Below are 26,570 nucleotides of genomic sequence, written 5' to 3' on the forward strand. Positions count from 1 at the left end.
GCGTAGATTTCTCTCCTCCCTCTTGGTCATTGCGTGAGGTGAAGTGCCGGCTGCGGCTGGATCGCCAATGTTGTAATGCGCGGTTTGGGGCTTAGGTTGGCACAAGAGGAAACGCCAGCCGGGAGCCGAGCCAAGCATGGCCGACGCCGATCGACATTTGCCCGTCTTCGATGCAGCGGGCGCGCGCATCACTTTGTTCAAGGCCCTGCTGCAGGCGGTTTCGCGCCACGGCAAGGCGCGGATCGCGCTGGAGGACCCCGAGCGCAAGCCGCTGAGCTATGGCAATCTCGTGCTCGGCGCGCTGGTGCTCGGCCGCAAGCTCGCCGGCCTGACGCAGCCCAAGGAGCATGTGGGCGTGTTCCTGCCGAATGTGCAGGCGATGGCCGTCACCTTCTTCGGCCTCGCGGCGTTCGGGCGGGTGCCGGCGCTGCTGAACTTCACCGCCGGCGTCAAGAATCTGCGCGCGGCCGGCGAACTGGCCGAGCTCAAGACCATCGTCACCTCGCGGCGCTTCGTCGAGCAGGCCAAGCTCGACGACGAGATCGAGGCGCTCGGTGAGGGCCGGCGGATCGTCTATCTCGAAGATGTCCGCAAGCAGATCACCAGTCTCGACAAGGCTGTCGGCGCGCTGTCCAGCCTGGCGCCCGGTCTTGCCCATCGCCGCCATGCGGCCGGGCCCGACGACCCTGCCGTCGTGCTCTTCACCTCCGGCACCGAAGGCAAGCCCAAGGGTGTGGTGCTGAGCCATGCCAATTTGGTCTCGAATGCGCGGCAGATCTTCGCGCTCGCCGCCGGCTTCCTGTCCGAGCGCGACATCGTGATGAACCCGCTCCCGGCCTTCCATTCCTTCGGGCTGACGGCGGGCATGCTGATGCCGCTGCTGTCGGGCATGAAGGTCGTGCTCTATCCCAGCCCGCTGCATTACAAGCAGGTGCCCAAGCTGATCGGCGAGACCGGCTGCACCTTCCTGTTCGCGACCGACACCTTCCTGCAGGGCTATGCGCGCGCCGCCGATCCCGACGACCTCAAGAGCGTGCGCTATGTCGTGGCCGGCGCGGAGCGGGTGAAGCCTGAGACGCGGCGGATGTGGGAGCCCTATGGCACGACGATCCTTGAAGGCTATGGCTGCACGGAATGCTCGCCGGTGCTCGCCTGCAACACGCCGGTGGCGACGCGCGAGGGCAGCGTCGGCCGGCTTCTGCCCGGTATCGAGGCGCGGCTGGAAGCCGTCGAGGGCATCCATGAGGGCGGCAAGCTCTGCGTGCGCGGGCCCAACATCATGGCCGGCTATCTCAGCGTCGAGCGGCCGGGCGTGATCGTGCCGCCCGAAGACGGCTGGCACGACACCGGCGACATCGTCACGCTCGATGACGGCTTCGTCGTGATCAAGGGCCGGGCCAAGCGCTTCGCCAAGCTCGGCGGCGAGATGGTCTCGCTGGCGGCGGTCGAATCGATGATCTCCGGCCTCTGGCCCGACCAGAATCATGTCGTCGTGGCGCTGCCCGATGCGCGCAAGGGCGAGCAGCTCGTGCTCGTCACCGAAAAGCCCAATGCCGAGCGCGGTGCGCTGCACGAAACGGCGAAGGCGCAAGGGTATCCGGAGCTGTGGGTGCCGCGCGCCATCCTGGTGACGAACTCGATTCCGGTGCTCGGCAATGGCAAAATCGACTATGCCGCGACGCTGGAACTGGCCAAGTCGCGGCGTTCGCTCTTCTAAAGCCACAATCCTGGTGATGGTGCGGCGCATGATCCTGATCCCCGCTCTTTCGCTGGCCGCTGGCCTGCGTGCCGCCGCGCTGGCGCCGGCCCTCTTCTTCGCTGCCCCGGCCGATCTTGCGGCTCAGCCCCGTGGCGCGACGCAGGAGCGCGGCGCGGTCTATGAGCGGCGCGATGAATGCGTCCAGGCCGGGCGGCTGACGCCGGAGCAGTGCGAGTTCGCCTATCGCAATGCCCGCGCCGAATTCGAGCAGATGGCGCCGCGTTTCGCCTCGCGCGCTTTGTGCGAGCGCAGCCACAAGCGCTGCGGTGCGCAGATGGTGTCGTCCGGCGGTTGGCAGGGGTTCGGCAAGGGCGGCGCGACCTATGTGCCGCGCTTCACCGGCGTGCGCGTGACCGGGGAGGGCGGCGCGGCGCGCGCCTTTCCCGTCGTCGAGGGCGCCGGGCGCATCGCCTTTGCGGGGCGCCCGGTGAGCGAGTTGCAGGACCGTATTGCCGGTCGCCAGGCCACGGTCGGGCTGGCGGCTGCTCGCGGCGGACGCGGACAGGGCGTGCAGCAAGGCGGGGCGCCTTACGTCAAGCGCGGCGATCGCGACGACACCGTGCCCGTGCCGATGCAGAAGAGGGCGATCGGCTCGGACGTGGCGCCAGGGCTCTATGTCGATCCCGACGGCGTCGAATGGTACAAGCCCGCCCGGCGCAACTGAGGCTGCAGCCCTTGCGGCGCTTGTCAGCCGCCGCGGCGCTTGCGCGACGGCCCCTGCGCCGCTACCGCTTCGGCTGAAGCGGACGTGGCGAAACTGGTAGACGCAAGAGACTTAAAATCTCTCAGCCGCAAGGCTATGCGGGTTCGATCCCCGCCGTCCGCACCAGAGCCCGCAGGGGTGCGAGGATCAATCCGTCAGGTTTCTTGAACCCGGAAATGGTCTATACTGGACTTCATGTGCAGGATATTCGGGCCGGAAGGAGGAACCGTCGTGAAGGCAGAAGGCCAGATGACGTTGACGCTGACCCCGGAACTCGAACAGTTCGTTCGCGACGAGGCCCAGCGCGGGGCGTTCGCATCCGGCAGCGATTATGTCCGCGACCTCGTGCATGAGCGCTTTCTCAAGGAGAGCGAGCGTGCCGCCAGGCTGAAGGCGCTCGACGCAGCACTTGCTCGCGGCCTCGCCGATGCGCAGGCCGGTCACAGCATGCCGCTCGATGAGGCCTTCCAACGCCTACGAGACGAATTGAAGCTCCCCGAGGAAGGCGCCCGCTAGTGCGGGTCGTCGTCACCGAGGCGGCGCTCGCCGATCTCATCCGTATCGGCCGGGTCATCCGCCAGGATAGTCCGGCGCGTGCCGAAAGCTTCGTCTCGGAGTTGTATGACCGCTGCAAGCGGCTCGGCAATATGCCCCGCGCCTTTCCACTGCTTCCGGCCTGGGAAGCAACGGGTATCCGCCGGCGCGTCTACGGCCGTTATTTGATCTTCTACCGGATCGCAGACGATGCGGTGGAGGTTCTTCATGTCCTGCACGGCGCCCAGGACTATGAGTCCATCCTCTTCCCTGAAGACTGACGACGCTGATCGATATGGACGGCTGCTGGCGCCGCCCTCCTGCTTGCCTCACCGTGGCGCGAGGCCCGGTTGCCCCGCGCAAGGGTCCCTGACGGGGCGCCGACGCGCTCTTAGCCTAGGCGATCAGCGCCGGCGTGGGGGCGCTCGGGTCGAGCGGGCGCAGCTCGCCCCGGCTGGCGTCGTAGCCCTTGAGCAGGATGTCGACCATGCGGAAGCTGCCGTCGGGGCGCGTCGAAGCGGGCCGCCAAGCCGGGTCGCGCAGCAGCGAGATCCGGCTGCCTTCGATGGCGCGGTGGAAGGTCTCGGAGACGAGGCGTGCGCCGACATCGCCGAGCCGGCCGCCGCGCACCTCCGCTTCGCGCAGCACGTAGAACCACAGCGGCGTCGCCTCGATCAGCTCCTGGCGCTGCGCCGGCGCGAGCCCTGTCAGATCGACGCCGCCATCGCCTGCCACCAGCTCCGCCTCGGTCAGCGGCGTGACAGTGACACCCTGCGCCAGCATATGGCGCGCGACCTCCTGCCCGCTGGCGAGGCCGATCATGCGGCTGCGGACTAGATTGCGGAAGGCAAGGTTGCGCTGGGTGCTGGGAACGACGTCACCGCGCCCGTTGAAGGAGCCGAGCGGCAGTTTGGCCAGCGGATCGGTCAGCCGCGTATCGATCCGTCGGGCGTGATTCAAGTCGGCGGGGTCGAGCGGCGCGAGTTCGCCGTCGCCGGCGTCTTTGTCGAAGTCGTAAAGACGTGTCCAGTCCGTGATCCAGAGCGAGGGCAGCTGCTCGAAGGGGCCGGCGAGCGGATCATCGATCTCCGTTTCGGGGGAGAGGTTGCCGCTGGTGCCGCTAAACCTGAACAGATTTTCCAGCGAGCCCGGCTCGAGGGCTCCTGTCCTGCTGTTGAAGAACCGGTTCCAGTCATAGTCGTCGCGGATCATCGTATGGCCGAAGCGATAGGCCGCGACGGAGAACTCGACCGGCATGGTCGGCATCCCCACTGCCGTGGTTTCAAACACCTTGCGGCCTTCCGTGAAGACGTCGGTCACGATCGCGGGGTCGGCGATGCGTGGCAGGAAATCGTGGACCAGTACCCACTGGTAATGCTTGACGACGCTGTCGCGGGCCTTCTCGAACAGCAGCGCGCTCGGGGTGCCGTGACCTGCCAGATCGCGGACGATGGCGTTGTGAAAGCGCATGAAAGCGAGATGCGTCTGCGCAATTGCGAGATTTTCGTCGTTGCGCGGGTCTGGGATGTCGGCCATGCGCCGTTCGTTGTTGATCGTCGCGCGTGTGCCGAGGCGGGGCAGGTCGAAGCCGTCCAGCGGGCGATTGGCCGGCGGCGGGCCCGCGCCGACGGTTGTCCCGAGCTTCAATTGGGCGCCGTCGGACTGGTAGAGCCGGCCATCGATCGGGTCGGTCGGTCCCAGACCGTAGACGGAATCGAGGTCGAGCGCAGGGCTGCGCCCCTGGTCGAGCTGGTCGACCGTGACACTGGTGTTGAACGGCACCTTGGTGCGGTCGCGCGTCAGGTCGTGATCGACGAACTGACCGAGATAGGTGAAGCCGGCGGGAATATCGCCGTCCATTTCAGGCGGCTGGCTGACCATGGCCTGGGCCAGCGCACCCAGCAGTTCGTCGCTTGGCGGCGGTGCCTCCCGCGGCACGATCCGCGAGAAGCGGAAGGCACTCTGGCGTTCGCTCAGCGTGGCCGGCCGGTTGGTTTCTCCGACGATTTCGCGGGTGTCGGCGAGGAAGAAGAAATCGCGTCTGTGGCGTTCCGTGCTCATGACCTGCTCCCATATTGCCCGAGCGGAACCTTCCATAAAAAACGAGTATGATCTACAAAATTCTCTCATAGGTTGTATCGTTTTTCGACCTTGTCTCCGGCGTTGGAGCAGCCTGGCGATCTGGGAGAGGTGGGTCGCGAGCCGGCTCGGGACGCCTAGCGTCTGAAGATCAGGCTGAGATTGTTGGCCGGCATCTCGATCACGCTGGGGGCGCCGAAGCCCGCCTCCGCCGCCAGCGCGGCGACGGCGCCAAGCTCCCGCAGGCCCCAGTCGGGGTTGCGCTCGCGCAGGCTGTCGTCGAAGGCGGCGTTGCCCGGCTCCAACGGGCGGCCGGCGCGCCGGAACGGGCCGTAGAGGATCAGCGGTGCGCCGGGGGCCAGCAGGGTCCCAGCGCCGCGGACGAGGCCCTGCGCCGCCGCCCAGGGCGCGATGTGGATCATGTTGATGCAGAGGATTGCGTCCGGCGCATGCTCTTGCGCAAGGCTCTCCGCCCAGTCCGGCGCGGCGGCGTCGATCTGCAGGGGCGCTCGGATGTTGGCGACGCCCGCCTGCCTCGTCCAGGCCGCGATGCTGGCCAGCGCCTCGGGGCTCGGGTCGCTCGGCTGGAAGATCAACCGAGGCAGGGCTTGGGCGAAATGCACGGCGTGTTCGCCCGAGCCGCTGGCAAGTTCGAGCACGCTCCCGGTCACGGGGAGCTCCGCGCGGAGCATGGCGAGGATCGCCTCGCGGTTGCGGGCGACGGCGGGCGCATGCAGGCGCCGGTCGTCCTGCGCCTTCTGCTGCGAGGGCTCCCACGGAGCCGGCCTGGTTTCGCTCATAAAGGGCTCCTGCCGAATCTTTTGCGCGACCCCATCGCCAAGGCGCCAGCATCGGCTATAAGGAAATTCGAAGCGAGCCACCGAAAAGCGTGGTTTCGCATGGCACGGACTGGTTTTGTTAACCGAGATATTGATCGTCGTGGCCCTGACCGTGATCAACGGTCTCCTCGCCATGTCTGAATTGGCCGTCGTCTCGTCCCGTCCCGCCCGTCTCAAGGTTCTCAGCGACCAAGGCAACAAGGGCGCGACCACCGCCATCCGGCTGGCCGACAATCCCGGCCGCTTCCTCTCCACGGTGCAGATCGGCATTACGCTGGTCGGCGTCCTGTCAGGCGCCTTTTCGGGTGCCACGCTCGGCGCACGCCTGTCGGGCTGGCTGGCCGAGCAGGGCTTCTCGCAGGTGGTTTCGGATGGTTTCGGCGTCGGCCTCGTCGTCGTGGGCATCACCTATCTGTCGCTGATCATCGGCGAACTGGTGCCCAAGCAGATCGCGCTGCGCGATCCCGAGCGGGTGGCGGCGCGCGTCGCTCCCGCCATGTCGCTGATCGCCACGGTCGGCGCGCCCCTGGTCTTCCTGCTCGATATCTCCGGCCGGGGCGTGCTCGCCCTGCTCGGCCAGAAGGGCGAGCCGGAAGACAAGGTCACGGAGGAGGAAGTCCGCACCATCATCGCCGAGGCCGAGACCGCCGGCGTGCTCGAGCGCGACGAGCGCGAGATGATCACGGGCGTGATGCGGCTCGCCGACCGTTCGGCGCGCGCGCTGATGACGCCGCGCCGCGAGGTCGAGGTCATCGACCTGACCGACAGCGCCGACGAGATCCGCGCCCAGCTGCGCGCCACCCGACGCTCGCGCCTACCGGTGCAGGATGGCGAGGCGGATTCGATCGTCGGTGTCGTCGTCGTCAAGGAGCTGATCGATTTTCTATCCGATGGCGGCACGCATGAGCTGCGCGGCCTGGTCAGCGAGGCGCCGGTGGTGATGGACACCACAGGCGCGCTGCAGGTGCTGCGCGAGATCCGGTCGTCGCGCGTTCACATGGCGCTGGTCTTCGACGAATACGGCCATTTCGAGGGCATCATCACGCCGGGCGACGTGCTGGAGGCGATCATCGGCGCCTTCCAGGAAGAAGAGCAGGACGAACCGCCGATCGTCACCCGCGCCGACGGCTCCTGGCTGGTGGCCGGCTGGATGCAGGTCGACGAGTTCTCGCATGAGCTCGGCATCCACATCCCGCGCGATGCCGATTTCCAGACGGTGGCCGGTTTCATCCTGGCCGAACTCAACCATCTGCCCGTGGTTGGCGAGGTCTTCGAAAAGGGCCACTGGCGCTACGAGGTGGTCGATCTCGATGGCCGCCGGATCGACAAGATCCTGGTCAGCCGGATCGACTGATGAGCAGCGCCGAGCCGTTGACGGAGCCCGGTGCGGCATGATCTAAGGTCGGCAAGGGGTTTCATCGCGACGACCCCGTGAGGCTCCGGCCCAAGGTTCGCGTCCATAATCCTCAGCTTCAGGATGGACGCCCATGTCTTCCAACATCTCGATCAGCGTTGCCCAGTTATCCCGGCTCGTCGGCCTGCCCGATGCGCCTGTCATCATCGATGTCCGGATACCCGACGATGTCGCGGCCGATCCGCGCCTGCTGCCGGCCTCGGAGAGGCGTTCGCACACGGATTTCGCGGCCTGGGCCGGCGCCTATGCCGGCCGGCGCGTCGTCGTGTCGTGCCAGCGCGGCCAGAAGCTCAGCGAGGGCGTTGCCGCCTGGCTGCGCCATCAGGGCGTCGCGGCCGAGAACCTCGCGGGCGGTTTCGAGGCCAGGCGCGATGCGGGCAGCCCGCTGCTGCGCAGCGACAAGCTGCCGCCGCGCGATGTCTCCGGCCGGACCGTCTGGGTCACCCGGACGCGGCCTAAGGTCGATCGGATCGCCTGCCCCTGGCTGATCCGGCGCTTCGTCGATCGGCAGGCCGTATTCCTGTTCGTTTCGCCGTCGGAGGTCGCGGCGGTAGCGGATCGTTTTGGGGCCACGCCGTTCGATATCGACGGGGCGTTCTGGAGCCATCGCGGCGAGCGTTGCACCTTCGACGTCATGATCGAGGCGTTCGGGCTTGCAAGCCCGGCGCTCGACCGACTGGCGGAAATCGTGCGCGCCGCCGATACCGCCGCACTCGACAGCGTACCTCAGGCTGCCGGGCTGCTGGCCGCCTCGCTGGGGCTGTCGCGCATGTTCAGGGACGATCTCGAACAGTTGAACGCCGGCATGCTGCTTTATGACGCGTTCTACCGCTGGTGCCGGGATGCCAGCGAGGAAACCCATAACTGGCCCGTCGGGCCGGCGACGTCGTGAGGCCGCTGCCATGACCATCGCGACCACGGACACGCCCGTGCTGCCCGCCGCCAGCCTTCCGACGCTGGCGGAGGCGACGCGCGTCTGGATGAAGATCGGCCTGCTCTCCTTTGGCGGGCCGGCCGGGCAGATCGCCCTGATGCACAAGGAACTGGTCGAGGAGCGGCGCTGGATTGGCGAGGAGCGGTTCCTGCACGCGCTGAACTATTGCATGCTGCTGCCGGGCCCCGAGGCACAGCAATTGGCCGTCTATATCGGCTGGCTGATGCACCGCACGATTGGCGGGCTGATCGCCGGGCTGCTCTTCATCCTGCCCGGCGCGCTGGTGATGCTGGGGCTGAGCATCCTCTACGTGCTCTATCGCGAGGTGCCGGTTGTCGACGGCGTGTTCTTCGGGGTGAAGGCGGCGGTGCTTGCCGTCGTCATCGAGGCAGGCCTGCGTATCAGCCGGCGGGCGCTGAAGAACCGGGCGATGGTCGCGATCGCGGTTGCCGCCTTCGTCGCGATCTTCCTGTTCAAGGTGCCGTTTCCGGCGATCATCCTGGCGGCGGGCCTCATCGGCTGGATCGGCCATCGGCTGTCACCGGCGCTGTTTGGCGCAGGGAACGGCCATGGCAAGGCGGGACCGCCGGTGACGGGCATTGTCGATGCCCTGTTTGCGCGCGGCGAGCTCGGCCATGTCCGGCCTTCGACCGGAAAGGCGTTGCGCACGCTGGCGATCTGGTTGCCGCTCTGGCTGGGGCCGGTGCTGCTGCTTGGACTCTGGACCGGCAGCGGCAGCGTCTGGACGCAGATCGGCGCCTTCTTCAGCACGATGGCGGTCGTGACCTTCGGCGGGGCCTATGCGGTGCTGGCCTATGTCGCGCAGGCGGCGGTCGAGACCCATGGCTGGCTGCGCGCCGGCGAGATGATCGACGGGCTGGGCCTGGCCGAGACGACGCCGGGCCCGCTGATCCTGGTGCTGCAATTCGTCGGGTTTCTGGCCGGATTCCGAACGCCAGGGGACTTGCCGCCGCTGCTGGCGGGGGGGCTGGGGGCGCTGCTGACGCTCTGGGTGACGTTTGCGCCCTGCTTTCTCTGGATCTTCCTGGGCGGTCCCTATGTCGAGGCGCTGCGCGGCAACAAGGCCCTGTCGGCGGCCCTGAGCGCGATCACGGCGGCCGTCGTCGGCGTGATCATGAACCTGGCCTTGTGGTTCGGCCTGCACGTCGTGTTTCGGCAGGTGCGGCCGGTCGAGATCTTCGGCCTGTCGCCCGACTGGCCGGTGCTGGCCTCGCTCGACTGGCGGGCGGCGCTTCTGTCGATCGGCGCGATGGTCGCGATGCTGCGCTTCAAGCTCGGCATGGTCCCGACGCTCGCCATCTGCGCGGTGGCGGGTGTCCTGCTGACGCGCCTGGCACCCTGACGTCTGCAATCAGGGCCGGGGCGCCTCGTCGCGCTCGATGATGCGGTATTCGGCGTCGATGATCTCGTCGCGTCCACCCTGGCGGCCCTGCGGCGGAAACGGGCCGGGTTGACCGAAGCCGGCCGCCTTCATCCGGGCGCGCAGCCGCCAGACCGCGATCGTGCCGACGATCGCGACCACGGGGATGAGGATCAAGGCGAGGCTGGCGGCGACCAGGAACAGCACCACGCCGACGGCGAGGCTTGCCGCCATCGCCAGCCAGGCGGCCCAGCGCGGCATGCGGGCGGCGCGACCGTTCAGCTGTTCTTGGAAGTTGACGCGGACCATGTCGCTTTCGTCCTGTTGCGGAAGCCGTGAATTTAGGAACGAATTGCGGCGAAGGCGAGATTGCCTTGCGGGCCTGCTTTATGCCTGCGGGTCAGCCGTCGCGCCATTCATAGAGCCAGTCATAGCGGTCGCGCATCCCCCGCGCGCCCAGGCGCGCCAGGGCGATGTCGCGCCCCAGGCTCAAAGGCCAGCCGAGATGGAAGACCCGGCCATTGCCGCGGCTGGCATCCTGGACCCGCGCGACACGGGCCGCGCGCGCCGCTGCATAGGCGGCCAGGGCGGAGGGCACGCCGCCGGCCCCGTCCGCCTCCAGCGCCTGGGCCAGCAGGCGCGCCAGCACGGCGGCATCCTCGATCGCCAGCGATGCGCCCTGCGCCAGGAAGGGCAGGACCGGATGGGCGGCATCGCCAAGCAGCGCGACCCGGCCCCTGGCCATGGCGGCGGGCTTGCGATCGAACAGCGACCAGACCTGCCAGCCGCTCGCGGCCTCGGCCAATTCGCGCAAGGGTTTTGAGGCGCCAGCGATATGCGAGGCGAGCATGTTGGCCTCACCGTCGCGCGACCAGCCTTCGCGGGCCTCCCGTGCCCGGCGAACGATGACGAGATTGGTCTCGCGCCCACCCGCGACCGGGTAATGCACGGCGTGGCGACCGGGCCCGAGATGCAGCGTGACGCCGGGTCTTTCGCCCGTGGAACCCGCCTTCGTGCCGGGTGCGAGCGCGCGCCAGGCCTCGTAGCCTGTGAAGACCGGGGGCGCGGTGTCGCCGCAGAGATCCCGAACCCGCGACCACAAGCCGTCCGCGCCGATCAGGCCGAGGCCGTGAAGGCTTTCACCCTGGCCGTTCTGCCCGGTCAGCGTGGTCGAGACGCCCTCGCCATCCTGCGCCATCGTCTCGACGCCACGGCCAACGACGAGGCGGATATTGGGCATGGCGCGGGCGGCATCGAGCAGCACCATATGGAGGTCGCTGCGCTTCAGCAGGCGGTAGGGGATCGCCAGTGCCGCCGGGTCGGTGGGCATGGCGAGGAGTTCGCGGCCGTCCGCCCAGCGCCGGATCGTCAACCCCTGCGAACTGACGCCGACGCGCTTGAGCGGCAGCGTCAGATCGAGCCCATCGAGCACGCGCCCCGCATTGGGGCCGATCTGCAGCCCGGCGCCGAGCTCGCCGAAACCGGTGCGCTTCTCGATGACGGTGGCAGCGATGCCGCGCCGCGCCAGCGACAGCGCCATGGTCAGCCCGCCGATACCGGCACCGGCGATCAGGAAATGCGGAACAGAGACCAAGTCGAGGCTTTCACAACCAAATCGGGAGGGGCGCGCCGGCCCGTTCCGGGGAGCTGGTCTGTGCCGACAGGAGGAGTGTTCTCAGGCCGCGGCCTGGGCCGTCTCGTGATGCGCGCATTCCGGGGGAGAGCAGGCGCCCGCCTTCAGCGCTGCGTCGAATTTGTAGAGCGTCGAGCAATAGGAGCAGACGATCTCGTGATCGGCGCCCATGTCGAGATAAATATGGGGATGATCGAAGGGCGGCTTGGCGCCGATGCACATGAACTCGCGCGCGCCGACATGGATGACGGCGACGCCGGGCTCGTTGTGGAAATGCGGAATGCCGTGATCGGCCATGATCGTCGCTCTTGTTGCGTGATGTGGCCGCAAGCTACCGCGCCGGGCCGCACGGCGCCAGTGCACGATTGTCTCAGCGCGGTGCCGCCGGACGCAGGCAGGCCTGGGCAAGGGCAGCGACCCGGTCACGCTGCGCCTGGTCGAGCGTGTCGGTGAGCGTCTGCCGCCAGAGGCTCTCGGCTTTCAGCGAATCGACTGTGCAGGCGCAGAGCCGCTCACAGGCATCGGCGCCGAGCGGTCCCTCCGCGCAGCTGCGCTGGCAGGAGAGCATGAAGGGCCGCTCTTCCGAAACGGGCGCTGCCGGCATCATCTGCAGCGCCAGCATCAGAGTGCCGATGAAGACCGGCTGGTGGACGAGATAGACCAGGAGGCTGTGCCGGCCGCCCCAGACCAGGATCCGCGCTGGCCAGCCCGAGGCGCGCCAGCTCGCGAGCCGCATGCCTGCCAGCCGGGGCCCCGCCAGCCGCGCCAGCACGAGGCCGCTGAGGACGCAGCCGAACCAGGGGAAGACCGGCACGAAATCGGCGGTGGCGATCGGGGCGTGGGAGAAGCCGAGCCAGGCGAGGGCGCGTTCGTCGAGCAGCGGATGAGAGACGACGAACGGAAGCGCGAAGGCGACAACGGCCGCGCCGGCGACCGCGACGATCGGCAGGCGCAGGAAGGGCAAGGCGAGCACGCTGCCCAGCGCGACATGATGCAGGATGCCGAAGAAGATGAAGCTGCGCGGCATCGCAAAGAACGTGGCGAGCGTGACCAGCGCGGCAGCGGCTGCGACCATGGCGAGGCGCTTCAGGAAGGCGGGGCGGTTCAGGCCGTTCCGGGTGGCCAGCACGAGGCTGATTCCGACGAGCGTCAGGAAGGAGCCGGCGATCAGCCGCGCGAACGCGCGCCAGCCGGGCTCGGAGGGCACATCGGTCTCGATCAGCCCGAAATAGGAGAGATCATAGGCAAAATGGAAGACGAACATCGCCAGCAGCGCGAGACCACGGGCGAGATCGACGACCTCCAGCCGCAGGCGCGGCAAGGGGGTGGCAGCGGGGGACGGGACGGCGCTCATGGCGGCCTTCATAGGCAGGCTGCAGCGCAACCGCTACCCAAGGCGGAGCGTTGGTGGCAAGGGAGAGCGCAATTCCCGCGACGATAACGGACCGCCATGCAGACCTTCTCTTCCGACGGCGTGACACTCGCCTTCATCGATCTCGCTCCGACGGTGGATGTGGACCAGCACGAGACGGTCATGCTCGTGCATGGTTTCGGCTCCAGCCACATGGTCAACTGGGTCAACACGCAATGGACGAAGACGTTGACGCATGCCGGCTATCGCGTCGTCGCGCTCGACAATCGCGGCCATGGCCAGAGCCAGAAGCTCTATGAGCCGGAAGCCTATTCCTCGCAGATCATGGCGGAGGATGTGCGGCGTTTGATGGACCATCTCGCCATCCCGCGCGCCGCCGTGATGGGCTATTCGATGGGGGCGCGGATTGCCGCGCATCTGGCGCTGGCGCATCCGCAGCGGCTGAATGCACTGCTGCTTGGCGGGCTCGGCATCCATCTGGTCGAGGGCGTCGGCCTGCCGCTGGGCATCGCGGATGCCATGGAGGCGCCCTCGCTCGACGGCCTCACCGACCCGATGCAGCGGATGTTCCGGGCCTTCGCCGAGGCGACGAAGAGCGACCTCAAGGCGCTCGCCGCCTGCATCAGGGGCTCGCGGCAAACCCTGAGCGAAGCCGAGGTCGGGCGCATCGCGGTCCCCACGCTCGTCAGCGTCGGCACGACGGACGACGTCGCGGGCTCGGGCCCGGCGCTGGCGCGGCTGATTCCGGGGGCTGAAGCCTTCGACATCATGGGGCGCGACCACAACCTCGCCGTTGGCGACAAGACACACAAGCAGGCGGTGCTCGCTTTTCTGTCGGGCTTGTGAAGACGCGCCGCGTCACGCCGGAATCCGAGTCCGGCCAAGGGGTTGTCGGATCCTTTTGACAAACCGAATCCGGCGCACCACATGCCCGGTAGCCATGGCGCCGAAAAGCAATTGGCGGCGATCGGTCGTCGGGTGCTAGTGTTTGCGTCGTCAACGCGCTTTTGCGGAGAAAAACCATGTCGTCAGGGCGTATGGGCGCGGAAGCGCGCGATCATGCGACCGGTCTCGACCGGATCGACCCCGTCTGGTTCAGGCTGCGGCGCGAGGCCGAGGCCGCGGTCGCCGCCGAGCCGGCGCTGGGCAGCCTGATCGTCGCCTCCGTGCTCAACCAGCCGAGCTTCGAAGCCGCCGTCGGCCACCGAGTCGCGGCTCGGCTCGGCCATCCCGCTGTGACAGCCGATCTGATCGAGCAGGCCTTCGCCGAGGCACTGGCTGCGGATGCGATGATGGGGGCGGGCATGCGCGCCGACGTCGCCGCCGTGCTCGACCGCGACCCCGCCTGCTACCGCGTGCTCGAGCCGCTGTTGTTCTTCAAGGGCTTCCACGCCCTGCAATGCCACCGGCTGGCGCATTGGCTGTGGCGGCGCGACCGGCGCGATTTCGCGCTGTACCTGCAAAGCCGCGCCTCCGAAGTCTTCCAGACCGACATCAACCCGGCCGCCATCATCGGCAAGGGCATCTTCCTCGACCATGCCACGGGGCTCGTCGTCGGCGAGACGGCCGTCATCGAGGACGACGTCTCGCTGCTGCATGGCGTGACGCTGGGCGGCACCGGCAAGCAGGGCGGCGACCGGCACCCCAAGATCCGCCAGGGCGTGCTGATCGGCGCCGGTGCCAAAATCCTTGGCAACATCGAGGTCGGGCAGTGCTCGCGCGTCGCGGCGGGCTCGGTTGTGCTGACGGCGGTGCCGCGCAATAAGACGGTGGCCGGCGTCCCCGCCAAGGTCGTCGGCGAGGCTGGCTGCGCCGAGCCTTCGCGTTCGATGGACCAGATCCTGGAAGGCGGCTGCGGCGCCTATATCTGAGGCGCATGGCGGCCCTTTCCGTGTTGTCCCCTTTACGAATCCAGCGCGGCTTCGTCCGTGCGCTCGTCTCCGTGGGTTGTCGGAAGAGGTTGCCCTCCCGGCCCGGTCATGGCATCGCTCCCGCCAACCGATGAGGACCGACACCATGGACAAGACCGAACTCGCCAAGCTCGAGGGCTATCTGCGGCGCACCTTCAACAATCACGGCATCAGCGTGCGCGCGCGGATGAAGAAGAACGATTCCGCCGAGGTCTACCTCGCCGACGAGTTCATCGGCATCATCCATGTCGACGACGAGGACGGCGACCGCTCGTTCAATTTCACCATGGCGATCCTGGACGTCGATCTCGAAGACTGAGCCCGCCGCGCCGGGAATGCTACTCCGGAGGCCGTCTGACGCGGCCTTCTGCGCTTCCAGTGCTCACGGACAGATGTCCGCTGCGCTCCGGTTCTCGAACGCCACGCCGGCCGACTCACCGGAGCGCATTCCGGAAGCGGCGGTCATGCGATGGTCGATGGTCAACGCATCATGCCGTCGATGGTGCGGCGGACGCCGCCGAGCATCAGTTCCCAATCGGCAATGATCGCGCGCGGGAAGCGGATATTCACATCCATGCCGCGATGCCGGAAGGTCACACGGCAGGGCTCGTCCAGATCCGGGCGGCCCGGCTCCGCTTTCGCGGCGTCGAGCGGGCAGCGGGCGGCAAAGCCGCGCCCGTCGGGCACAGAAACGTAAAGTTCGTCGCCCTCATAGGGCGAGCCTTTCCTGAAGCCGCGCACCACGAGACCGCCGGGATTGGACCAGACGGTCGGCGTCAGGAAGCGGGCATAGACCGATAGCTGCGTCTGCGGCTCGTTGACCTTGTCCTGCGGGCTCAGCGTCACCAGCAGGCGCTGGCGGCTCTGGAGCGCGGTCGGGCCGATCGCAGCGGGGCCGAGGCTCGGCCAGTCGAGCCGCAAGCGGACCATGCCGACGAGCCGGCTCGAATCGTCTGGTTCCGCCCCGGTCAGGTCCTGCGGAACCATCAACGCGATCGCGCCGATGCGCGCCGGCTGTACGACGGTCTCCCGTTCCTCGCCCGGATGGGTCGCATACAGGGCCATGCCGGTGGCAAGCCCGCCGACCAGCATGATCGCCGCAGCCGCCTTCAGAACGGCTTGATCGGCGCGCGGCAAGGGCGGGGGCGGGCGCTTCAACCGTGCGCGCACGGCACCCGCCAGTCCGCTCGCCGGATGGCCGGGAAGCCCCTGGAGCGGGTGCGGGGAGGGCTGCACGGCCAGGTCCTGGGGATGATATGCGGTCACGGGCTCTCGCCTTCGGGGAAGCTGCCGCGATTGAAGCATCGGCGCGTTAACGGGCCGTAAACCATGACGGCGTGGGTGGGGTGCGCGTGGGCTGGCGTTAACCATCGCTTCAGGCTTGTGTTCACACTTCGTAAACCATGATGCAGCGTCGCAGGGTATCGCCCGTGGGAGCCCGCATGCCGTGACGATCGAACCCGCCGCGCTGGAGACGCTCCATTCGCTGTTCATCGGCTTTGCCTTCGCCGGGCTGCTCGCCAGTGCCTTCGAACTGTTCACCGCGCAGCGCGCCGATTTCCGGTTGCTGCAGGCAGGTGGGCTGGTGGCGGTGGCGAGCGTGCCGGTCGTGGTGTTCAGCGCGCCCTTCCTGATCCTGCGCAACACGGTGCGCGGCCGGCGGATCGAGGGGCGGCCCTTCGTCTTCGTGATGCTCGCCAGCATGATCGCCTCGGTCTGGAGCATCTTCAGCGGCCGGGTCGTGCTCGATCTGCTGCACGTCCTCGGCTCTTGACGCCGCAGCCGCGAGGCAGGCACTCCTGAATGCTGCCAGCGCGCTGCAAGGAAGCCCACGATGCCGCTCTACGCTCTCGATGCACTAAGGCCGCAGACGCCGCCGCCGGGCCAATGGTGGCTGGCTCCCGATGCACATCTGATCGGCAAGGTCCGTATCGGCGCCGAGGTCGGGATCTGGTTTGGCGCAGTTCTTCGCGGCGACAATGAGTGGATCGAGATCGGCGCCGGCAGCAACATCCAGGAAGGCTGCGTGCTGCACACCGACATGGGCTTCCCCCTCGTCGTCGGCGAAGGCTGCACGGTGGGGCATCGCGCCATCCTGCATGGCTGCCTCATCGGCCAGAACAGCCTGATCGGAATGGGGGCCACCGTGCTCAACGGCGCGAAGATCGGCGCCAACAGCCTGGTCGGTGCCAATGCGCTGGTGACGGAGGGCAAGGAATTTCCCGACAATTCGCTGATCGTCGGTGCGCCGGCCCGTGCGGTCCGAACGCTCGACGCGGCGGCGGCTGACGGTATCACCGCCTCGGCGCGGGGCTATGTCGCGCGCTGGAAGCAGTTTTCAGCGGGGCTCGTCAGGCTGGACTGATCGCGGACAAAAAGCAGGCCGGCCCCCTGGGGGAGGGGGCCGGCCATTTTGGCGAAACCCGGCCGGGGGACGGGTGGGGGACGTGACCAAGCCTCGCCGTCCATGCGGAAGGGAGGCTGCCCCTTCCGGTCTCGTCAGGCAGCCGTCGCGTGGCGGCGGCCTTTGTGTCTGTGTCGCTCAGCGAACGGAGGCGACGGTGGATGTCTGGGCGCCGCCGAGCGAGGTCCAGCCGGTCCGGACTTGCGACTCGCGCTTGACGTAGACATAGCCGGTCTGGTTCCAGGGCAGGACCGCGTTGCGCTTGTTGTCGAGGATGAAGTCGCCGCGATCGGTGCGGATCATCATCACCGCGTGCCCGGCATTCTCCTCGTCGATCACGACCGTCATCACCATGGCGCGACGCGGTACGCCGGCTTCGGCCAGGCGCTTGCGCTTCAGCAGCGCGAAATCCTCGCAATCGCCCTTGCCGTCCTCGGGCAGGTCCCAGCGATCGACCACGCCCCAGTGATCCTCGTCGGTGATCGCCTCGATCTCGCGGTTGACGCGGTTGTTGATGGCGACGATCGACTTCCAGAGCTTGGGCGTGAGTTCGACGGTATCGGGCTCTCGCACATCGACGCGGCACTCGGCCGGGCTGCGCCGGCACAGATCGCTCCAGGCGTAAGGCGCTCTTGCGTCGCCCGACGCGTTGGCCGGAGCGCTGGCCACCGGGATGCCGACCGCGCCCTGCTGGGCCTGAGCGACGGAGTGGCCGCCGGCGAGCAAGAGAAGAGCGAGCGCAGTTCCCATGAGATGGCGGTTGATTGAAAGCATGTCGTCCCCTTTCTGTCCCTGGGGTGGACGATGCTGCCGGCTCATGGATTTGGCTTGAAATGAAACCGAACAATTGTAGGCAATTCACCAGTTGTCGCTGGCAAAAACCGTTAGTCTAAACTCCGCGAAAACAGGTCTTTGGCAAAATGCGTTGTAGAATTCAGGGTGTGTTAATCGTCAGGGCAGCCTCGAAAGGGATTGATGAACCCTGCTGCGGCGCTTCGACCGTCCGTGCGCCGGCGTTCGCTGCCGGTGCTTCCGTCGTTCGTGCCTGCGCCGCCATCAGCTGCGGGGCAATATCCTGCGGATGGGCGAACATCAGATCGGGCTGAAGCGCCTGCAGCGCTGTGGCGCGGGTGAAACCCCAGCTGACCGCGCCAAAGGCCATGCCGGCGTCGCGGGCTGCTTCAAAATCCCGGATCTCGTCGCCGATGCACAGGCATTGCGTGTGCTCGACGCCCGCGCGTCTGGCGATCTGCCGGAATTTCGTCGCCTTGCCGAACAGACCGGCGCCACAGGCGAAGGCGCTGAACAGCGCCGTCAGCTCCGGACCGAGCGCCCGGCGGATGTTGCTTTCGGTGTTAGAGCTTACCAGGGCAAGCGTCAGGTCAGCCTCGCGCAGTTGAGCGAGCATGGCGTCGGTACCGGGAAACAGGGGGACCGGATCGCCGTCATCGGTCGCCAGGCGTCGCATATGGCGGGCGATGAAGGGCAGCTTCCAGGGCTGGATGCCGAGATGGGCGATCAACTGGCGTGCACTATATCCGCGCAGGGCCTCGACCTCTTGGGCCTCGATCCGGCGGAAGCGATAGCGCGCGGCAACATCGTTCAGGACGGCGGTGAACCATGGGAAGGTGTCAGCCAAAGTCCCGTCGAAATCGAAGATGATCAGTTTGTATGGCATGCCCGGCGGGGTGCAGCGTTAAGAAGACCCTGCAGGCTATGGCCGGTGCGGTTAGCCGGCGCAAGCCTTGCCGGTGTCCGGCATGCACGGGGAAGCAGTACGACGGCGCCTAAAGTTCCAGATTTTCGTCGAGAAGATCGGCCGAAAGCGGGAAGCGAAACTCGACGGCGTAGCCACCGTCGAAACGGCGCACGATCTTGCCCGGCGTCGAGCCGACCTTGAGCGGCGTGTTCATCGGCAGGTCGAGATCAGTGGTGAAGGCGGTGCCCGACAATGAGATATCGACCAGCCGCACGATGTGGTCGGTGCCGTCGTCCAGCGAGACGATGGCCCGGGGATTGCGCGGGACCACCCGCTCGTGACGGCGATCCTCGGGCAGGCCGAGCTCGTCGCGGTTGGCAAGCCAGGTCAGCTGGGCTGTGAATTTCTCGCGCTTGCGGCTGGTCGCGGTGATCGTCATCGCAAACCCCTCCATCGTCGTGCGCGCGCAGGTGCCTTCGATGCGGCCGAGATGCTCGAGATAGACGATGACGCGATCACCGGGATTGGCGCGGGCCGGAGCGGCGAGGTGAACCCCGCCTGGTGAAATGTCGATGGTCTGGCAGGGATATTCCATGCGGTTGGGCAGCATGTAGCGGCCCAGCAGCACAACCTTCATGCGATGATGGCGCCTGCGCTCGGCAGTGCGTGGGGCCGTCCGGGGCGTGTGCAGCGCGCTCAACATCGAGGGTCAGCCTGATTTCAGCCTGACCCTATAAGCGATCTGGTTAACGCTTGGTTCAATCCTCAGGCCCGCCCGCCCGGTAAAACCATGAATTTTGGCGGCTGCGATCGGATTTGCGGCTGCGATTGCGGCCGAACTCCGGCTCCGGGCCAGAGCATGCGCAGCGAAATCATCCGCATGGATTCGAGCTTATCCAGCCCGAGCCATTCCGGCGTGATGGCGGCCGACATCGCGCCGAGCATGCGGGCATGGGTGCGGCCGCGATAGCGCAGCGGAAGCAGCAGCAGCTCGAGGTAGACGGTGGCGCCGCCGGTGGTCTCGGCCGACAAGCCCGCGACCGCCCCGGCCGTTTCGTCCATCACGGTTTGCGTCAGCCGGCGAATCTCTCCTTGCGATTCGATATCGGGCCAGAGCGCCGTGAAGGCCCGCCCGCGCAGTTCCTGGCCGAGCAGCGCACAAAGCCGCGTACCCGCCAGTCTGAAGACAGGTCCGATGAGCTCGTTCTCCAGAACGAAGGTGTCGGCCAGAGCGTGCCGCAGGGCGCCCGGCTCGATCTCGCCACGCTCGGGTGCCGCGCGCTCGCCACGGAGCGCGTCCCAGTACTCGAAGACGAGGCGCGTGCTAGTATTCTTCATTCCGGTATCCAGTTCTGCCGGCCGTCGTGCCGGTCCATCGTCGAGTCCCATGATGACGCAGAAACGTCAGCGGGCGGCACGGATGGACCTCATGATCTGCGAACGAAGCAGCTGCCATGCCGTCTTGCCATGGCGCGCGCTCTCTGGCCGGGTGAACGGTGTGGTAAGGTTAATAAGACCTTCAGATTGTGGATAACCCATTATAATGGTTGTAAAATTTTAAATTACGGAAGGTCCGGGGCCTTCCCATGGGTCCCGTCGGGTGCCGTCGTTGCGCCATCGAGGCGGCCTTCGGGACCTTCCGCCGGGGGCGGCAAAGAGGGGCTTGCAGGTCATCGATCCTCAGATCGCGTCGCTTGCCACAGGCTGTGGCTTCGGCAAGGGTTGTCGCAGCATGTCGTATCCCCCTCACAGCCACCCTGCGGCGCCGCCTCGCGAGCCGATCCTCAACCTGCCCACCGTGATCGTCTGGCTGACGGTGGCTCTGGCGGCGATCCAGGGCGGGCGCGCGCTTCTGTCGGCCTATGACGACTATGTCTTGATGTCGTGGTTCGCCTTCGTGCCGGCGCGTCTGAGCCTGTGGCTCGCGCCCGAGCGGCTGGAGGAGATGGTCGGCGCCCTGGCAAATTCAGCAGCGGGGCAGGATCTTGCCGACCGGCTGCAACTGGTGCGAATCCTTCTGGCCGATGGCGGGCCCCGACTTTGGACCCTGCTGACCTATGGGCTGCTGCACGGCTCCTGGCTGCATCTGGTGACAAACGTCGTCTGGCTCGCCGCCTTCGGCAGCCCGGTAGCGCGCCGTCTCGGCCCCGGGCGTTTTCTGACCTTGCTGGGTCTGTCGACGATCGGCGGGGCCTTGCTGCACTGGTTCTCGCGCGAGCTTGACGTGCTGCCGCTGGTGGGGGCTTCCGCTGCGGTTTCGGGCGCGACGGCGGCGGCGATCCGCTTCGTCTTCGCGCCGGGCCTGCGCTTCGGCTCGCTGGCAGACGACGCCGTCGTGCGCGCGATCCCCGCCGAGCCGATGGGCCAGCTCTGGCGCAATTCGCGCTCGCTGATGTTCATCGGGATCTGGTTTGCGACCAACATCATTTTCGGCGCCGGGTTGGTGCCGATCCTGGGCGATGAGACCAGCATCGCCTGGGAGGCGCATATCGGCGGCTTCATGGTCGGGCTGTTGCTGTTTCCGCTGATCGACCGGGGCCCCGTTCGGCGCTGACGGGGTTGGCCCGCGAGCCGGCAGGCATCTGGCCGCTCTCCTTGCCTGCGCTGGTGTCTTCGCCCACACTCGCGCCATTCGCTGCGTTCTCCACGCCCCAGCCCGTCATCTTGCCGGGGGCGTCAGGGACGCAGGCGATCCGCGCGCCGGGCAACGGCGCCACTCGCCAAGGAGGAAAAGCCATGAATGTCGAACGGTTGCTGGGAGACAAGGGCCGCGAGGTGTTCTCTGTCCAGCCGCATCGCACGCTCGGCGAGGCCGTGCGCACGCTCAGCGAAAAGCGGATCGGCGCCGTGGTCGTGCTGGGAACGGATGGCGCGCTGGTCGGCATCCTGTCCGAACGCGACATCATCCGGGCCCTGGGCGAGAGCGGTGCAGCCGCGCTCGAAACCCCGGTTGGGGAGGTGATGACGGCCAGGGTCGTGACCTGCCAGTCCCAGACCAGCATCGACGCCCTGATGGAAACCATGACCTCGGGCCGGTTCCGGCACGTGCCCGTGGTCGAGGGCGGCCTCGTCATCGGCATCATCTCGATCGGCGACGTGGTGAAGCATCGCGTGGCGGCGATCGAGGCCGAGAGCCGCGCGATGCGCGATTACATCGCCATGGCCTGAGGCGCATGGCCTGAGGCGCGGTTACCTCAGGCGCAGATGCGGCTGCCGGCAATGGCAGCCTCGATATCGTCGAGGCAGCGGCGCGTCGCCTGGCGGCCGAGTTCGATCGTCTCCTCGGCGCGGTGGAAATCAAACAGCCCCATCCGCCCGAGCTTGGGGCCAATCATGACATCGGGGGGATCGCCGGCGAGGCGCGAGCGCGAAATCCGGTCCTGTGTGATATTGAAGGCGTCGATCATGACGCCGGCGAGGCCGGGCCGGTCCTCGCTTGGCCGGCCGACCAGCCCCCGCATGCGCCGCGCCGCGCCGGTGATGCCACCGAGCCAGCGCGAGGTCGGACGCACATCGAGTTCGGGAACGATTTCCGGGTCGGGATCGGAGGCGTGATGCTGGATCGTCGTGCCGCGGCCGGCGAGATCGCTGTTCAGATTGACGCAGATCACGACATCGGCGCCGAGCGCGCGAGCCGCCGTGACCGGGACGGGATTGACCAGCGCTCCGTCCATCAGCCAGCGGCCGCCGAGCTTGACCGGGTCGAATACGCCAGGCAACGCGTAGGAGGCGCTCAGCGCATCGACCAGCGGGCCGTGGGTCAGCCAGATTTCGTGACCGGTGCCGAGTTCGGTGGCGATGGCCACGAAACGCTTGGGCAGCGCCTCGATGCGCTCACCGGCGAGATCGCGCTCGAGGAGCCGCTTCAGGCGCCCGCCGCCGATCAGCCCGGCACCGCCGATATGGAAATCCATCAGGCCGACGACGCGGCGCTTGGTGAGGCTGGTGGCGAATTCAGCGAGTTGCGGCAGCTTGCCGGCTGTGTAGCAGCCGCCGACGACGGCGCCGATCGAGGTGCCGGCGATCACATCGGGGATGTAGCCCGCCTGCGTCAGCACCTCGAGCACGCCGATATGAGCCCAGCCCCGGGCCGCGCCGCCGCCGAGCGCCAGGCCGAGCTTGGGCCGACCGTTCGGCAGGGGCCCCACCGGGCTGGCGTCGTTCATCGGTGCATCACCTCTGTGGATTGCAGGACTGGCCTTCGACGCAAGAGCGCAGCCAGGCAGGCCGGTTTTGGTTGCCGCTACCGCTTCGCCTCATCGAAAGGGATCCTGCGATTCCGGAGCGTCGCAGACAAGCATGAGCAAACCGTCAACCGCTCGATTCGCCGCAAACCGTCTCGACATTCCCGCCGACGATGAAAGCGCCTGACGACGCTCTCATGACGGCAACGATCGCGCGCCGGTCAAGCGAGCGTGAGCGGCTCGGCTGCAGCCTCGCGCAACGGCTTGACCCGGTAGAAGCAGGAGCGCCGCCCGGTGTGGCAGCAGCCGCGATCGCCCGCGACATTCACCTTCAGCCAGAGCGCATCCTGATCGCAGTCGACCCGCATCTCGACGATGGTCTGGATCTGACCGGAGGTGGCGCCCTTGTGCCAGAGTTCGCCGCGTGAGCGCGACCAGTACCAGGCCTCCCCGGTCTCGATGCTAAGCTTGAGGCTCTCGGCGTTCATGTGCGCGACCATGAGCAGTTCGCCGCTCTGCGCATCGGTCGCGACAGCGGTGACGAGGCCGTGCGCGTCGAAGCGCGGGCTGAGCGTCATGCCTTCCTCGAGGGTCTGCTTGTCCGCGGCGATCGGGAAGGGCGACATCAGGGGCTCCGGAACGGTCGAGGACACCGGCCCTTTGTAGGACCGCGAGCCGACCCGGCCAACCGCCAATCGCGCCGGGCCGACCGTGCGGCCGTTGAGGTTACAGCCCCGGCGACTTGACCATCGTGAAGAACCGGACCTGCTCAGCCGGCTCCCGGAAGATGCCGGTATATTGCGTGGTCATGGTCGAGGCACCCTGTTTCTGCACGCCGCGCATCGACATGCACATATGCTCGGCCTCGATCAGCACGGCGACGCCGCGCGGCTTTAGCGCCCGTTCGATGACCTTGGCGATCTGGGCGGTCATCGTTTCCTGCGTCTGCAGGCGGCGGGCATAGACATCGACGATACGCGCGAGCTTGGAGAGCCCGACCACGCCCTTCGCGGGATAATAGCCGATATGCGCGCGGCCAACGAAGGGCACCATGTGGTGCTCGCAATGCGAATAGAACGGGATGTCGCGGACCAGGACCATGTCCTGATAACCCTCGACCTCCTCGAAGACGCGATCGAGGATGACATCGGGATCCTCGTCATAGCCCTTGTAGAACTCGCGATAAGCCTTGGCGACGCGGCGAGGCGTTTCCAGCAGCCCCTCTCGCGAAGGGTCGTCGCCGGCCCACAGGATCAGGGTGCGAACGGCCTCCTCGGCCGCTTCCTGCGTCGGCTGCTTGATCAGAAACTTGTCTGCGGAGGGACCCAGGGTCCGCTCGACCGACAAGGACTTAACCACAGGGTTCATGTGGTGCCTCCCGTTACGGTAGCGCGTGATACGCAGCCCAAGCCCGGTTGGACCATGCGGCGTCGACACTGCGACAGTTTGTTCTCGCGCATGCCGGGAGCGCGGTTGCTCTCCCGCAGCGGGGCCTGTCATCCTATATGGGTGGCGAGCGCCGGTCACGCCAAGGCCGGCCGGAGAGACCAACATGCTGAGCGATGTCTACAACAAGCGCATTCTCGAACTCGCGGCCAATATCCCGCTGCTGGAGCGGCTGCCGGCACCCGGCGCCACGGCGAAAGCCCATTCGCGGCTGTGCGGCTCGACGGTGACGGTGGACCTGACGATGGAGGGCGACGTCGTCACCGGCTTCGGCCATGACGTGAAAGCCTGCGCGCTCGGTCAGGCTTCCGCCTCGATCATGGCGCGCCATGTCGTCGGCTCGACCGCCGACGAGCTTCGTGATGTGCGCGAGCAGGCGCGCGCCATCCTCAAGGACAATGCCGAGCCGCCGCAGGGCAAATGGGCCGACCTCTGCGTGCTGGTGCCGGTGCGCGACTACAAGGCGCGGCACGCCTCGACGCTTCTGACCTTCGATGCGGTTGTGGATGCGATCGGCCAGATCGAGCAGCAGCGCGGGCAGGCCGTGGCGTGAGACGTGGCGGCTCGCCTTATTTGAGGCCGAGCGCCAAGCGGGTTTCCGCCCTGGTTTCGTCGAAGCGGGCCTTGAAGGCGCGATCGGCGAGCAGGGCCTTGGCGACGGCCCGGCCGGCCTTATCGCCGGCGGCAAGATCGCTGCGATAATGGAAGCCGCAGATCAGCCGGCTTTCGCCATAGTCGGCGACCCGTGTCTCCAGTTTGGCTGCGAGTTCGGGCGCGGCCTGGGCGAGAAGTTCGGCATAGAGTGCCGCCGTCGCGGCATGGCCGGCCGGGAAGGATGTGCCTTCCGGGCGTCCGCCCGGGCAGGGCTTGACGCGAACCCGGTTCCAGATGGTGAAGGGGCGCTGACGGCTGGTGAGACGGCGTACGCCGAGCAGGACGATGCTGAGTTCGACCTGTGCCTCGCGAAACAACAGCCGGACCTCGCGATGCTCGTTGCCGGCGAAGGGAATGTCGGCCCCTTCCAGGAAACGGGCGAGGGTCTGGTACTGGTCGGCGATGGCGGCCTTCTCGCGTTCGGGAGTGCGGTTGAGGGTGATCTGCAGCACCTCGTCGAATTCGCGCTTCTGTTCGGGCGAGTTCATGGCCGGAGGCAGGCCGATCAGCGTGGCGATGTCGATTCGGCCGGGTTCGAGCCAGAGCAGGTTGGCACGCTGCTGGGCGCTTGACGGGGCGCCGGCCACGATCAGGCCGCCTGCCAGGCAAAGCGCGAGGGCCGCATGGCGAAACGGGAACGGCTGGCGAACAGGGCGCGACATGGCAAATCTCGATTCGGGTGACGAGCGCGATGAAATGGCATCCCAGCGTGGCTTGTCACGTCTTTTCGCGCAGGCGGCGCTCATAAAGCAGGTGCCGCGGCGCAGCGCCCATATCGCGATCCGCGGCTACCAGCTCAGCCTGTCGCTGCTGGTTGGGCGCCACTGCCGGCACTGGCCAAGCTGTTCGGCCTATACCGACGAGGCAATCCAGCGTTTTGGGTTGTGGCGCGGCGGCTGGGTCGGCGTGGCGCGAATCTGCCGCTGCACCCCGCTGGGCACGAGCGGCATCGACCTCGTCTGCGAGGAACTTCCTGCGGAGGCGCGCTGGTACAAGCCATGGCGATACGGGCGCTGGCGCGGGGTGAACGGGCCGCCGGACAATTAGCTGGCCGTCAGCAGATTGCCGTCGGGTCCATTGCCTTGCGGGAGCGGCAGATCGAATCGTCGATGGAATTCATGTCCTGCCGCACGGTGTCTGTCGGTGTCATGCCTATCGGGCTCGGCTTGTCGGGGCTGTCGACCAGGGTGCCGATGCCATGGCCGCCGATGTAAGTGCCGCTGGAGTCGTAGTTCCGGTTGCCGTTGCGGTCGAACAGCGCCGGCATCGGGCCTGACTGCGCCTGTGTCGGGCCCGGCGGCGAGGCATAGATGCCCTGGCCCGTACGGCGATCCCATGCATCCCGATCGCGCGCATCCTTCGCCTCACGGGCTGCCCGCGCCGCAGCGTCCTGATCTGCCTGTATACGCCGATCGGCCGCCTCCGCATCGTTGCGCTGGTTGCTTGCCGTCATCATGCAGTTGGCGAAGGCATCCGTGCCCTGAGCGAAGCCATAGCCCGAACACGCCTGCGTATCGGCTGCGCGCTGCTCTTCAGGTGAGATGCAAGCGGCCAGCGGCAGGACCAGCATTATGCAAAGGGCACATCGAAGCATTGCTAACGGTCCTCTCCAAGAGGGGCGCTGG

At 67.3% G+C, this 26,570-nt stretch carries 32 protein-coding genes and 1 tRNA gene; 17 read left to right on the plus strand and 16 right to left on the minus strand.

The genetic code is table 11. From position 1 onward, the window contains the following. The first annotated feature begins 136 nt into the window (after positions 1–136). The 5 genes from IP69_RS05665 to IP69_RS05685 all read left to right on the plus strand — a co-directional run bounded on the left by IP69_RS05665 (position 137) and on the right by IP69_RS05685 (position 3,277). A complete protein-coding gene (locus IP69_RS05665; RefSeq protein WP_054141848.1) occupies positions 137–1,717 on the plus strand; it encodes an AMP-binding protein in 1,581 nt (526 codons plus the stop codon). Between the two features lie 28 nt (positions 1,718–1,745). Beyond that, positions 1,746–2,423: a DUF1190 domain-containing protein gene (locus IP69_RS05670; protein WP_197279688.1), complete on the plus strand. Its 678-nt coding sequence runs from the start codon at positions 1,746–1,748 to the stop codon at positions 2,421–2,423. Positions 2,424–2,501: 78 nt separating this feature from the next. Further along, positions 2,502–2,588, plus strand: a tRNA-Leu gene (locus tag IP69_RS05675). A 105-nt stretch (positions 2,589–2,693) separates the two neighbouring features. After that, positions 2,694–2,978 (plus strand): transcriptional regulator, encoded by a 285-nt coding sequence (locus tag IP69_RS05680; RefSeq protein WP_082359001.1) that lies wholly within the window; start codon positions 2,694–2,696, stop codon positions 2,976–2,978. After that, positions 2,978–3,277: a type II toxin-antitoxin system RelE/ParE family toxin gene (locus tag IP69_RS05685; protein ID WP_054141850.1), complete on the plus strand. Its 300-nt coding sequence runs from the start codon at positions 2,978–2,980 to the stop codon at positions 3,275–3,277. Before IP69_RS05680 ends, IP69_RS05685 begins: the two co-directional genes overlap by 1 nt. Positions 3,278–3,392: 115 nt before the next feature. Here the strand turns inward: IP69_RS05685 and IP69_RS05690 are convergent, their stop codons facing one another. Both IP69_RS05690 and IP69_RS05695 read right to left on the minus strand, forming a co-directional pair. Then, positions 3,393–5,057, minus strand: coding sequence for a heme peroxidase family protein (locus IP69_RS05690; RefSeq protein WP_054141851.1), 1,665 nt, complete (start codon positions 5,055–5,057; stop codon positions 3,393–3,395). A 155-nt stretch (positions 5,058–5,212) separates the two neighbouring features. Beyond that, complete coding sequence (locus IP69_RS05695; RefSeq protein ID WP_054141852.1) at positions 5,213–5,875, minus strand: DUF938 domain-containing protein; 663 nt, start codon at positions 5,873–5,875, stop codon at positions 5,213–5,215. Positions 5,876–6,005: 130 nt separating this feature from the next. On the opposite strand from IP69_RS05695, the gene IP69_RS05700 reads away from it, so the two are divergent. The 3 genes from IP69_RS05700 to chrA all read left to right on the plus strand — a co-directional run bounded on the left by IP69_RS05700 (position 6,006) and on the right by chrA (position 9,625). Beyond that, complete coding sequence (locus IP69_RS05700) at positions 6,006–7,268, plus strand: hemolysin family protein (protein WP_054141853.1); 1,263 nt, start codon at positions 6,006–6,008, stop codon at positions 7,266–7,268. A 133-nt stretch (positions 7,269–7,401) separates the two neighbouring features. Next, the gene (locus IP69_RS05705; RefSeq protein ID WP_054141854.1) at positions 7,402–8,220 is read left to right on the plus strand and encodes a sulfurtransferase/chromate resistance protein; all 819 of its coding nucleotides are present in this window, start codon (positions 7,402–7,404) and stop codon (positions 8,218–8,220) included. 10 nt (positions 8,221–8,230) lie between these two features. After that, entirely contained in the window at positions 8,231–9,625 is a 1,395-nt protein-coding gene (chrA, locus tag IP69_RS05710; protein WP_054141855.1) for a chromate efflux transporter, read from the plus strand. A 9-nt stretch (positions 9,626–9,634) separates the two neighbouring features. Here chrA and IP69_RS05715 read toward each other — a convergent pair whose 3' ends face one another. The 4 genes from IP69_RS05715 to IP69_RS05730 all read right to left on the minus strand — a co-directional run bounded on the left by IP69_RS05715 (position 9,635) and on the right by IP69_RS05730 (position 12,630). Next, a complete protein-coding gene (locus IP69_RS05715) occupies positions 9,635–9,952 on the minus strand; it encodes a hypothetical protein (protein WP_054141856.1) in 318 nt (105 codons plus the stop codon). A gap of 91 nt (positions 9,953–10,043) precedes the next feature. Next, positions 10,044–11,237 (minus strand): FAD-dependent monooxygenase, encoded by a 1,194-nt coding sequence (locus IP69_RS05720; protein WP_248306729.1) that lies wholly within the window; start codon positions 11,235–11,237, stop codon positions 10,044–10,046. Positions 11,238–11,318: 81 nt separating this feature from the next. Continuing rightward, entirely contained in the window at positions 11,319–11,573 is a 255-nt protein-coding gene (locus tag IP69_RS05725) for a zinc-finger domain-containing protein (protein WP_054141857.1), read from the minus strand. A 73-nt stretch (positions 11,574–11,646) separates the two neighbouring features. Further along, the gene (locus tag IP69_RS05730) at positions 11,647–12,630 is read right to left on the minus strand and encodes a heparan-alpha-glucosaminide N-acetyltransferase (RefSeq protein WP_197279690.1); all 984 of its coding nucleotides are present in this window, start codon (positions 12,628–12,630) and stop codon (positions 11,647–11,649) included. Positions 12,631–12,726: 96 nt separating this feature from the next. Here IP69_RS05730 and IP69_RS05735 point away from each other — a divergent pair, with 96 nt between their 5' ends. The 3 genes from IP69_RS05735 (at position 12,727) to IP69_RS05745 (ending at position 14,877) form a co-directional block, all read left to right on the plus strand. Beyond that, positions 12,727–13,494 carry an alpha/beta hydrolase gene (locus tag IP69_RS05735; protein WP_054141859.1) on the plus strand — a complete coding sequence of 256 codons (768 nt, stop codon included), beginning with the start codon at positions 12,727–12,729 and terminating at the stop codon, positions 13,492–13,494. Between the two features lie 176 nt (positions 13,495–13,670). Then, positions 13,671–14,519 carry a serine O-acetyltransferase gene (cysE, locus tag IP69_RS05740; RefSeq protein WP_054141860.1) on the plus strand — a complete coding sequence of 283 codons (849 nt, stop codon included), beginning with the start codon at positions 13,671–13,673 and terminating at the stop codon, positions 14,517–14,519. A 145-nt stretch (positions 14,520–14,664) separates the two neighbouring features. Continuing rightward, positions 14,665–14,877, plus strand: a complete 213-nt coding sequence (locus tag IP69_RS05745; RefSeq protein ID WP_054141925.1) for a DUF3126 family protein — start codon at positions 14,665–14,667, stop codon at positions 14,875–14,877. Positions 14,878–15,038: 161 nt separating this feature from the next. Here the strand turns inward: IP69_RS05745 and IP69_RS05750 are convergent, their stop codons facing one another. Next, positions 15,039–15,824: a hypothetical protein gene (locus IP69_RS05750; protein ID WP_156323307.1), complete on the minus strand. Its 786-nt coding sequence runs from the start codon at positions 15,822–15,824 to the stop codon at positions 15,039–15,041. 181 nt (positions 15,825–16,005) lie between these two features. On the opposite strand from IP69_RS05750, the gene IP69_RS05755 reads away from it, so the two are divergent. Both IP69_RS05755 and IP69_RS05760 read left to right on the plus strand, forming a co-directional pair. Then, positions 16,006–16,332 (plus strand): hypothetical protein, encoded by a 327-nt coding sequence (locus IP69_RS05755; protein ID WP_054141862.1) that lies wholly within the window; start codon positions 16,006–16,008, stop codon positions 16,330–16,332. A 60-nt stretch (positions 16,333–16,392) separates the two neighbouring features. Continuing rightward, complete coding sequence (locus IP69_RS05760) at positions 16,393–16,923, plus strand: gamma carbonic anhydrase family protein (protein ID WP_054141863.1); 531 nt, start codon at positions 16,393–16,395, stop codon at positions 16,921–16,923. A gap of 177 nt (positions 16,924–17,100) precedes the next feature. On the opposite strand, the gene IP69_RS05765 is transcribed toward IP69_RS05760, so the two are convergent. The 4 genes from IP69_RS05765 to IP69_RS05780 all read right to left on the minus strand — a co-directional run bounded on the left by IP69_RS05765 (position 17,101) and on the right by IP69_RS05780 (position 19,999). Next, complete coding sequence (locus tag IP69_RS05765; RefSeq protein ID WP_054141864.1) at positions 17,101–17,736, minus strand: transglutaminase-like cysteine peptidase; 636 nt, start codon at positions 17,734–17,736, stop codon at positions 17,101–17,103. Between the two features lie 160 nt (positions 17,737–17,896). Further along, entirely contained in the window at positions 17,897–18,640 is a 744-nt protein-coding gene (locus tag IP69_RS05770; RefSeq protein ID WP_082359002.1) for an HAD hydrolase-like protein, read from the minus strand. Positions 18,641–18,749: 109 nt separating this feature from the next. After that, positions 18,750–19,364, minus strand: coding sequence for a PilZ domain-containing protein (locus IP69_RS05775; RefSeq protein ID WP_054141865.1), 615 nt, complete (start codon positions 19,362–19,364; stop codon positions 18,750–18,752). A 62-nt stretch (positions 19,365–19,426) separates the two neighbouring features. Beyond that, positions 19,427–19,999: a PAS domain-containing protein gene (locus tag IP69_RS05780; protein ID WP_054141866.1), complete on the minus strand. Its 573-nt coding sequence runs from the start codon at positions 19,997–19,999 to the stop codon at positions 19,427–19,429. Between the two features lie 394 nt (positions 20,000–20,393). On the opposite strand from IP69_RS05780, the gene IP69_RS05785 reads away from it, so the two are divergent. Beyond that, positions 20,394–21,215, plus strand: a complete 822-nt coding sequence (locus IP69_RS05785; RefSeq protein WP_156323308.1) for a rhomboid family intramembrane serine protease — start codon at positions 20,394–20,396, stop codon at positions 21,213–21,215. A gap of 182 nt (positions 21,216–21,397) precedes the next feature. Then, the gene (locus IP69_RS05790; protein WP_054141926.1) at positions 21,398–21,829 is read left to right on the plus strand and encodes a CBS domain-containing protein; all 432 of its coding nucleotides are present in this window, start codon (positions 21,398–21,400) and stop codon (positions 21,827–21,829) included. Between the two features lie 26 nt (positions 21,830–21,855). On the opposite strand, the gene IP69_RS05795 is transcribed toward IP69_RS05790, so the two are convergent. The 3 genes from IP69_RS05795 to folE form a co-directional block, all read right to left on the minus strand. Beyond that, positions 21,856–22,827 carry a patatin-like phospholipase family protein gene (locus tag IP69_RS05795; protein WP_054141868.1) on the minus strand — a complete coding sequence of 324 codons (972 nt, stop codon included), beginning with the start codon at positions 22,825–22,827 and terminating at the stop codon, positions 21,856–21,858. A 239-nt stretch (positions 22,828–23,066) separates the two neighbouring features. Further along, on the minus strand, positions 23,067–23,471 hold the full coding sequence (hisI, locus tag IP69_RS05800) for a phosphoribosyl-AMP cyclohydrolase (protein ID WP_054141869.1): 405 nt from the start codon (positions 23,469–23,471) through the stop codon (positions 23,067–23,069). A gap of 100 nt (positions 23,472–23,571) precedes the next feature. Continuing rightward, positions 23,572–24,213: a GTP cyclohydrolase I FolE gene (gene folE, locus IP69_RS05805; protein ID WP_054141870.1), complete on the minus strand. Its 642-nt coding sequence runs from the start codon at positions 24,211–24,213 to the stop codon at positions 23,572–23,574. A gap of 184 nt (positions 24,214–24,397) precedes the next feature. On the opposite strand from folE, the gene IP69_RS05810 reads away from it, so the two are divergent. After that, entirely contained in the window at positions 24,398–24,844 is a 447-nt protein-coding gene (locus tag IP69_RS05810; RefSeq protein ID WP_054141871.1) for an iron-sulfur cluster assembly scaffold protein, read from the plus strand. A 16-nt stretch (positions 24,845–24,860) separates the two neighbouring features. Here IP69_RS05810 and IP69_RS05815 read toward each other — a convergent pair whose 3' ends face one another. Then, entirely contained in the window at positions 24,861–25,607 is a 747-nt protein-coding gene (locus IP69_RS05815) for a phosphatase PAP2 family protein (protein WP_054141872.1), read from the minus strand. 34 nt (positions 25,608–25,641) lie between these two features. Here IP69_RS05815 and yidD point away from each other — a divergent pair, with 34 nt between their 5' ends. Further along, positions 25,642–25,992: a membrane protein insertion efficiency factor YidD gene (gene yidD, locus IP69_RS05820; RefSeq protein ID WP_054141927.1), complete on the plus strand. Its 351-nt coding sequence runs from the start codon at positions 25,642–25,644 to the stop codon at positions 25,990–25,992. Positions 25,993–25,999: 7 nt separating this feature from the next. Here the strand turns inward: yidD and IP69_RS22085 are convergent, their stop codons facing one another. Continuing rightward, positions 26,000–26,515, minus strand: a complete 516-nt coding sequence (locus tag IP69_RS22085) for a hypothetical protein (protein WP_054141873.1) — start codon at positions 26,513–26,515, stop codon at positions 26,000–26,002. Positions 26,516–26,570: the final 55 nt, after the last annotated feature.

The sequence above is a fragment of the Allobosea sp. AAP35 genome (genome assembly GCF_001295925.1).
Classification (GTDB): Bacteria; Pseudomonadota; Alphaproteobacteria; order Rhizobiales; family Beijerinckiaceae; genus Allobosea.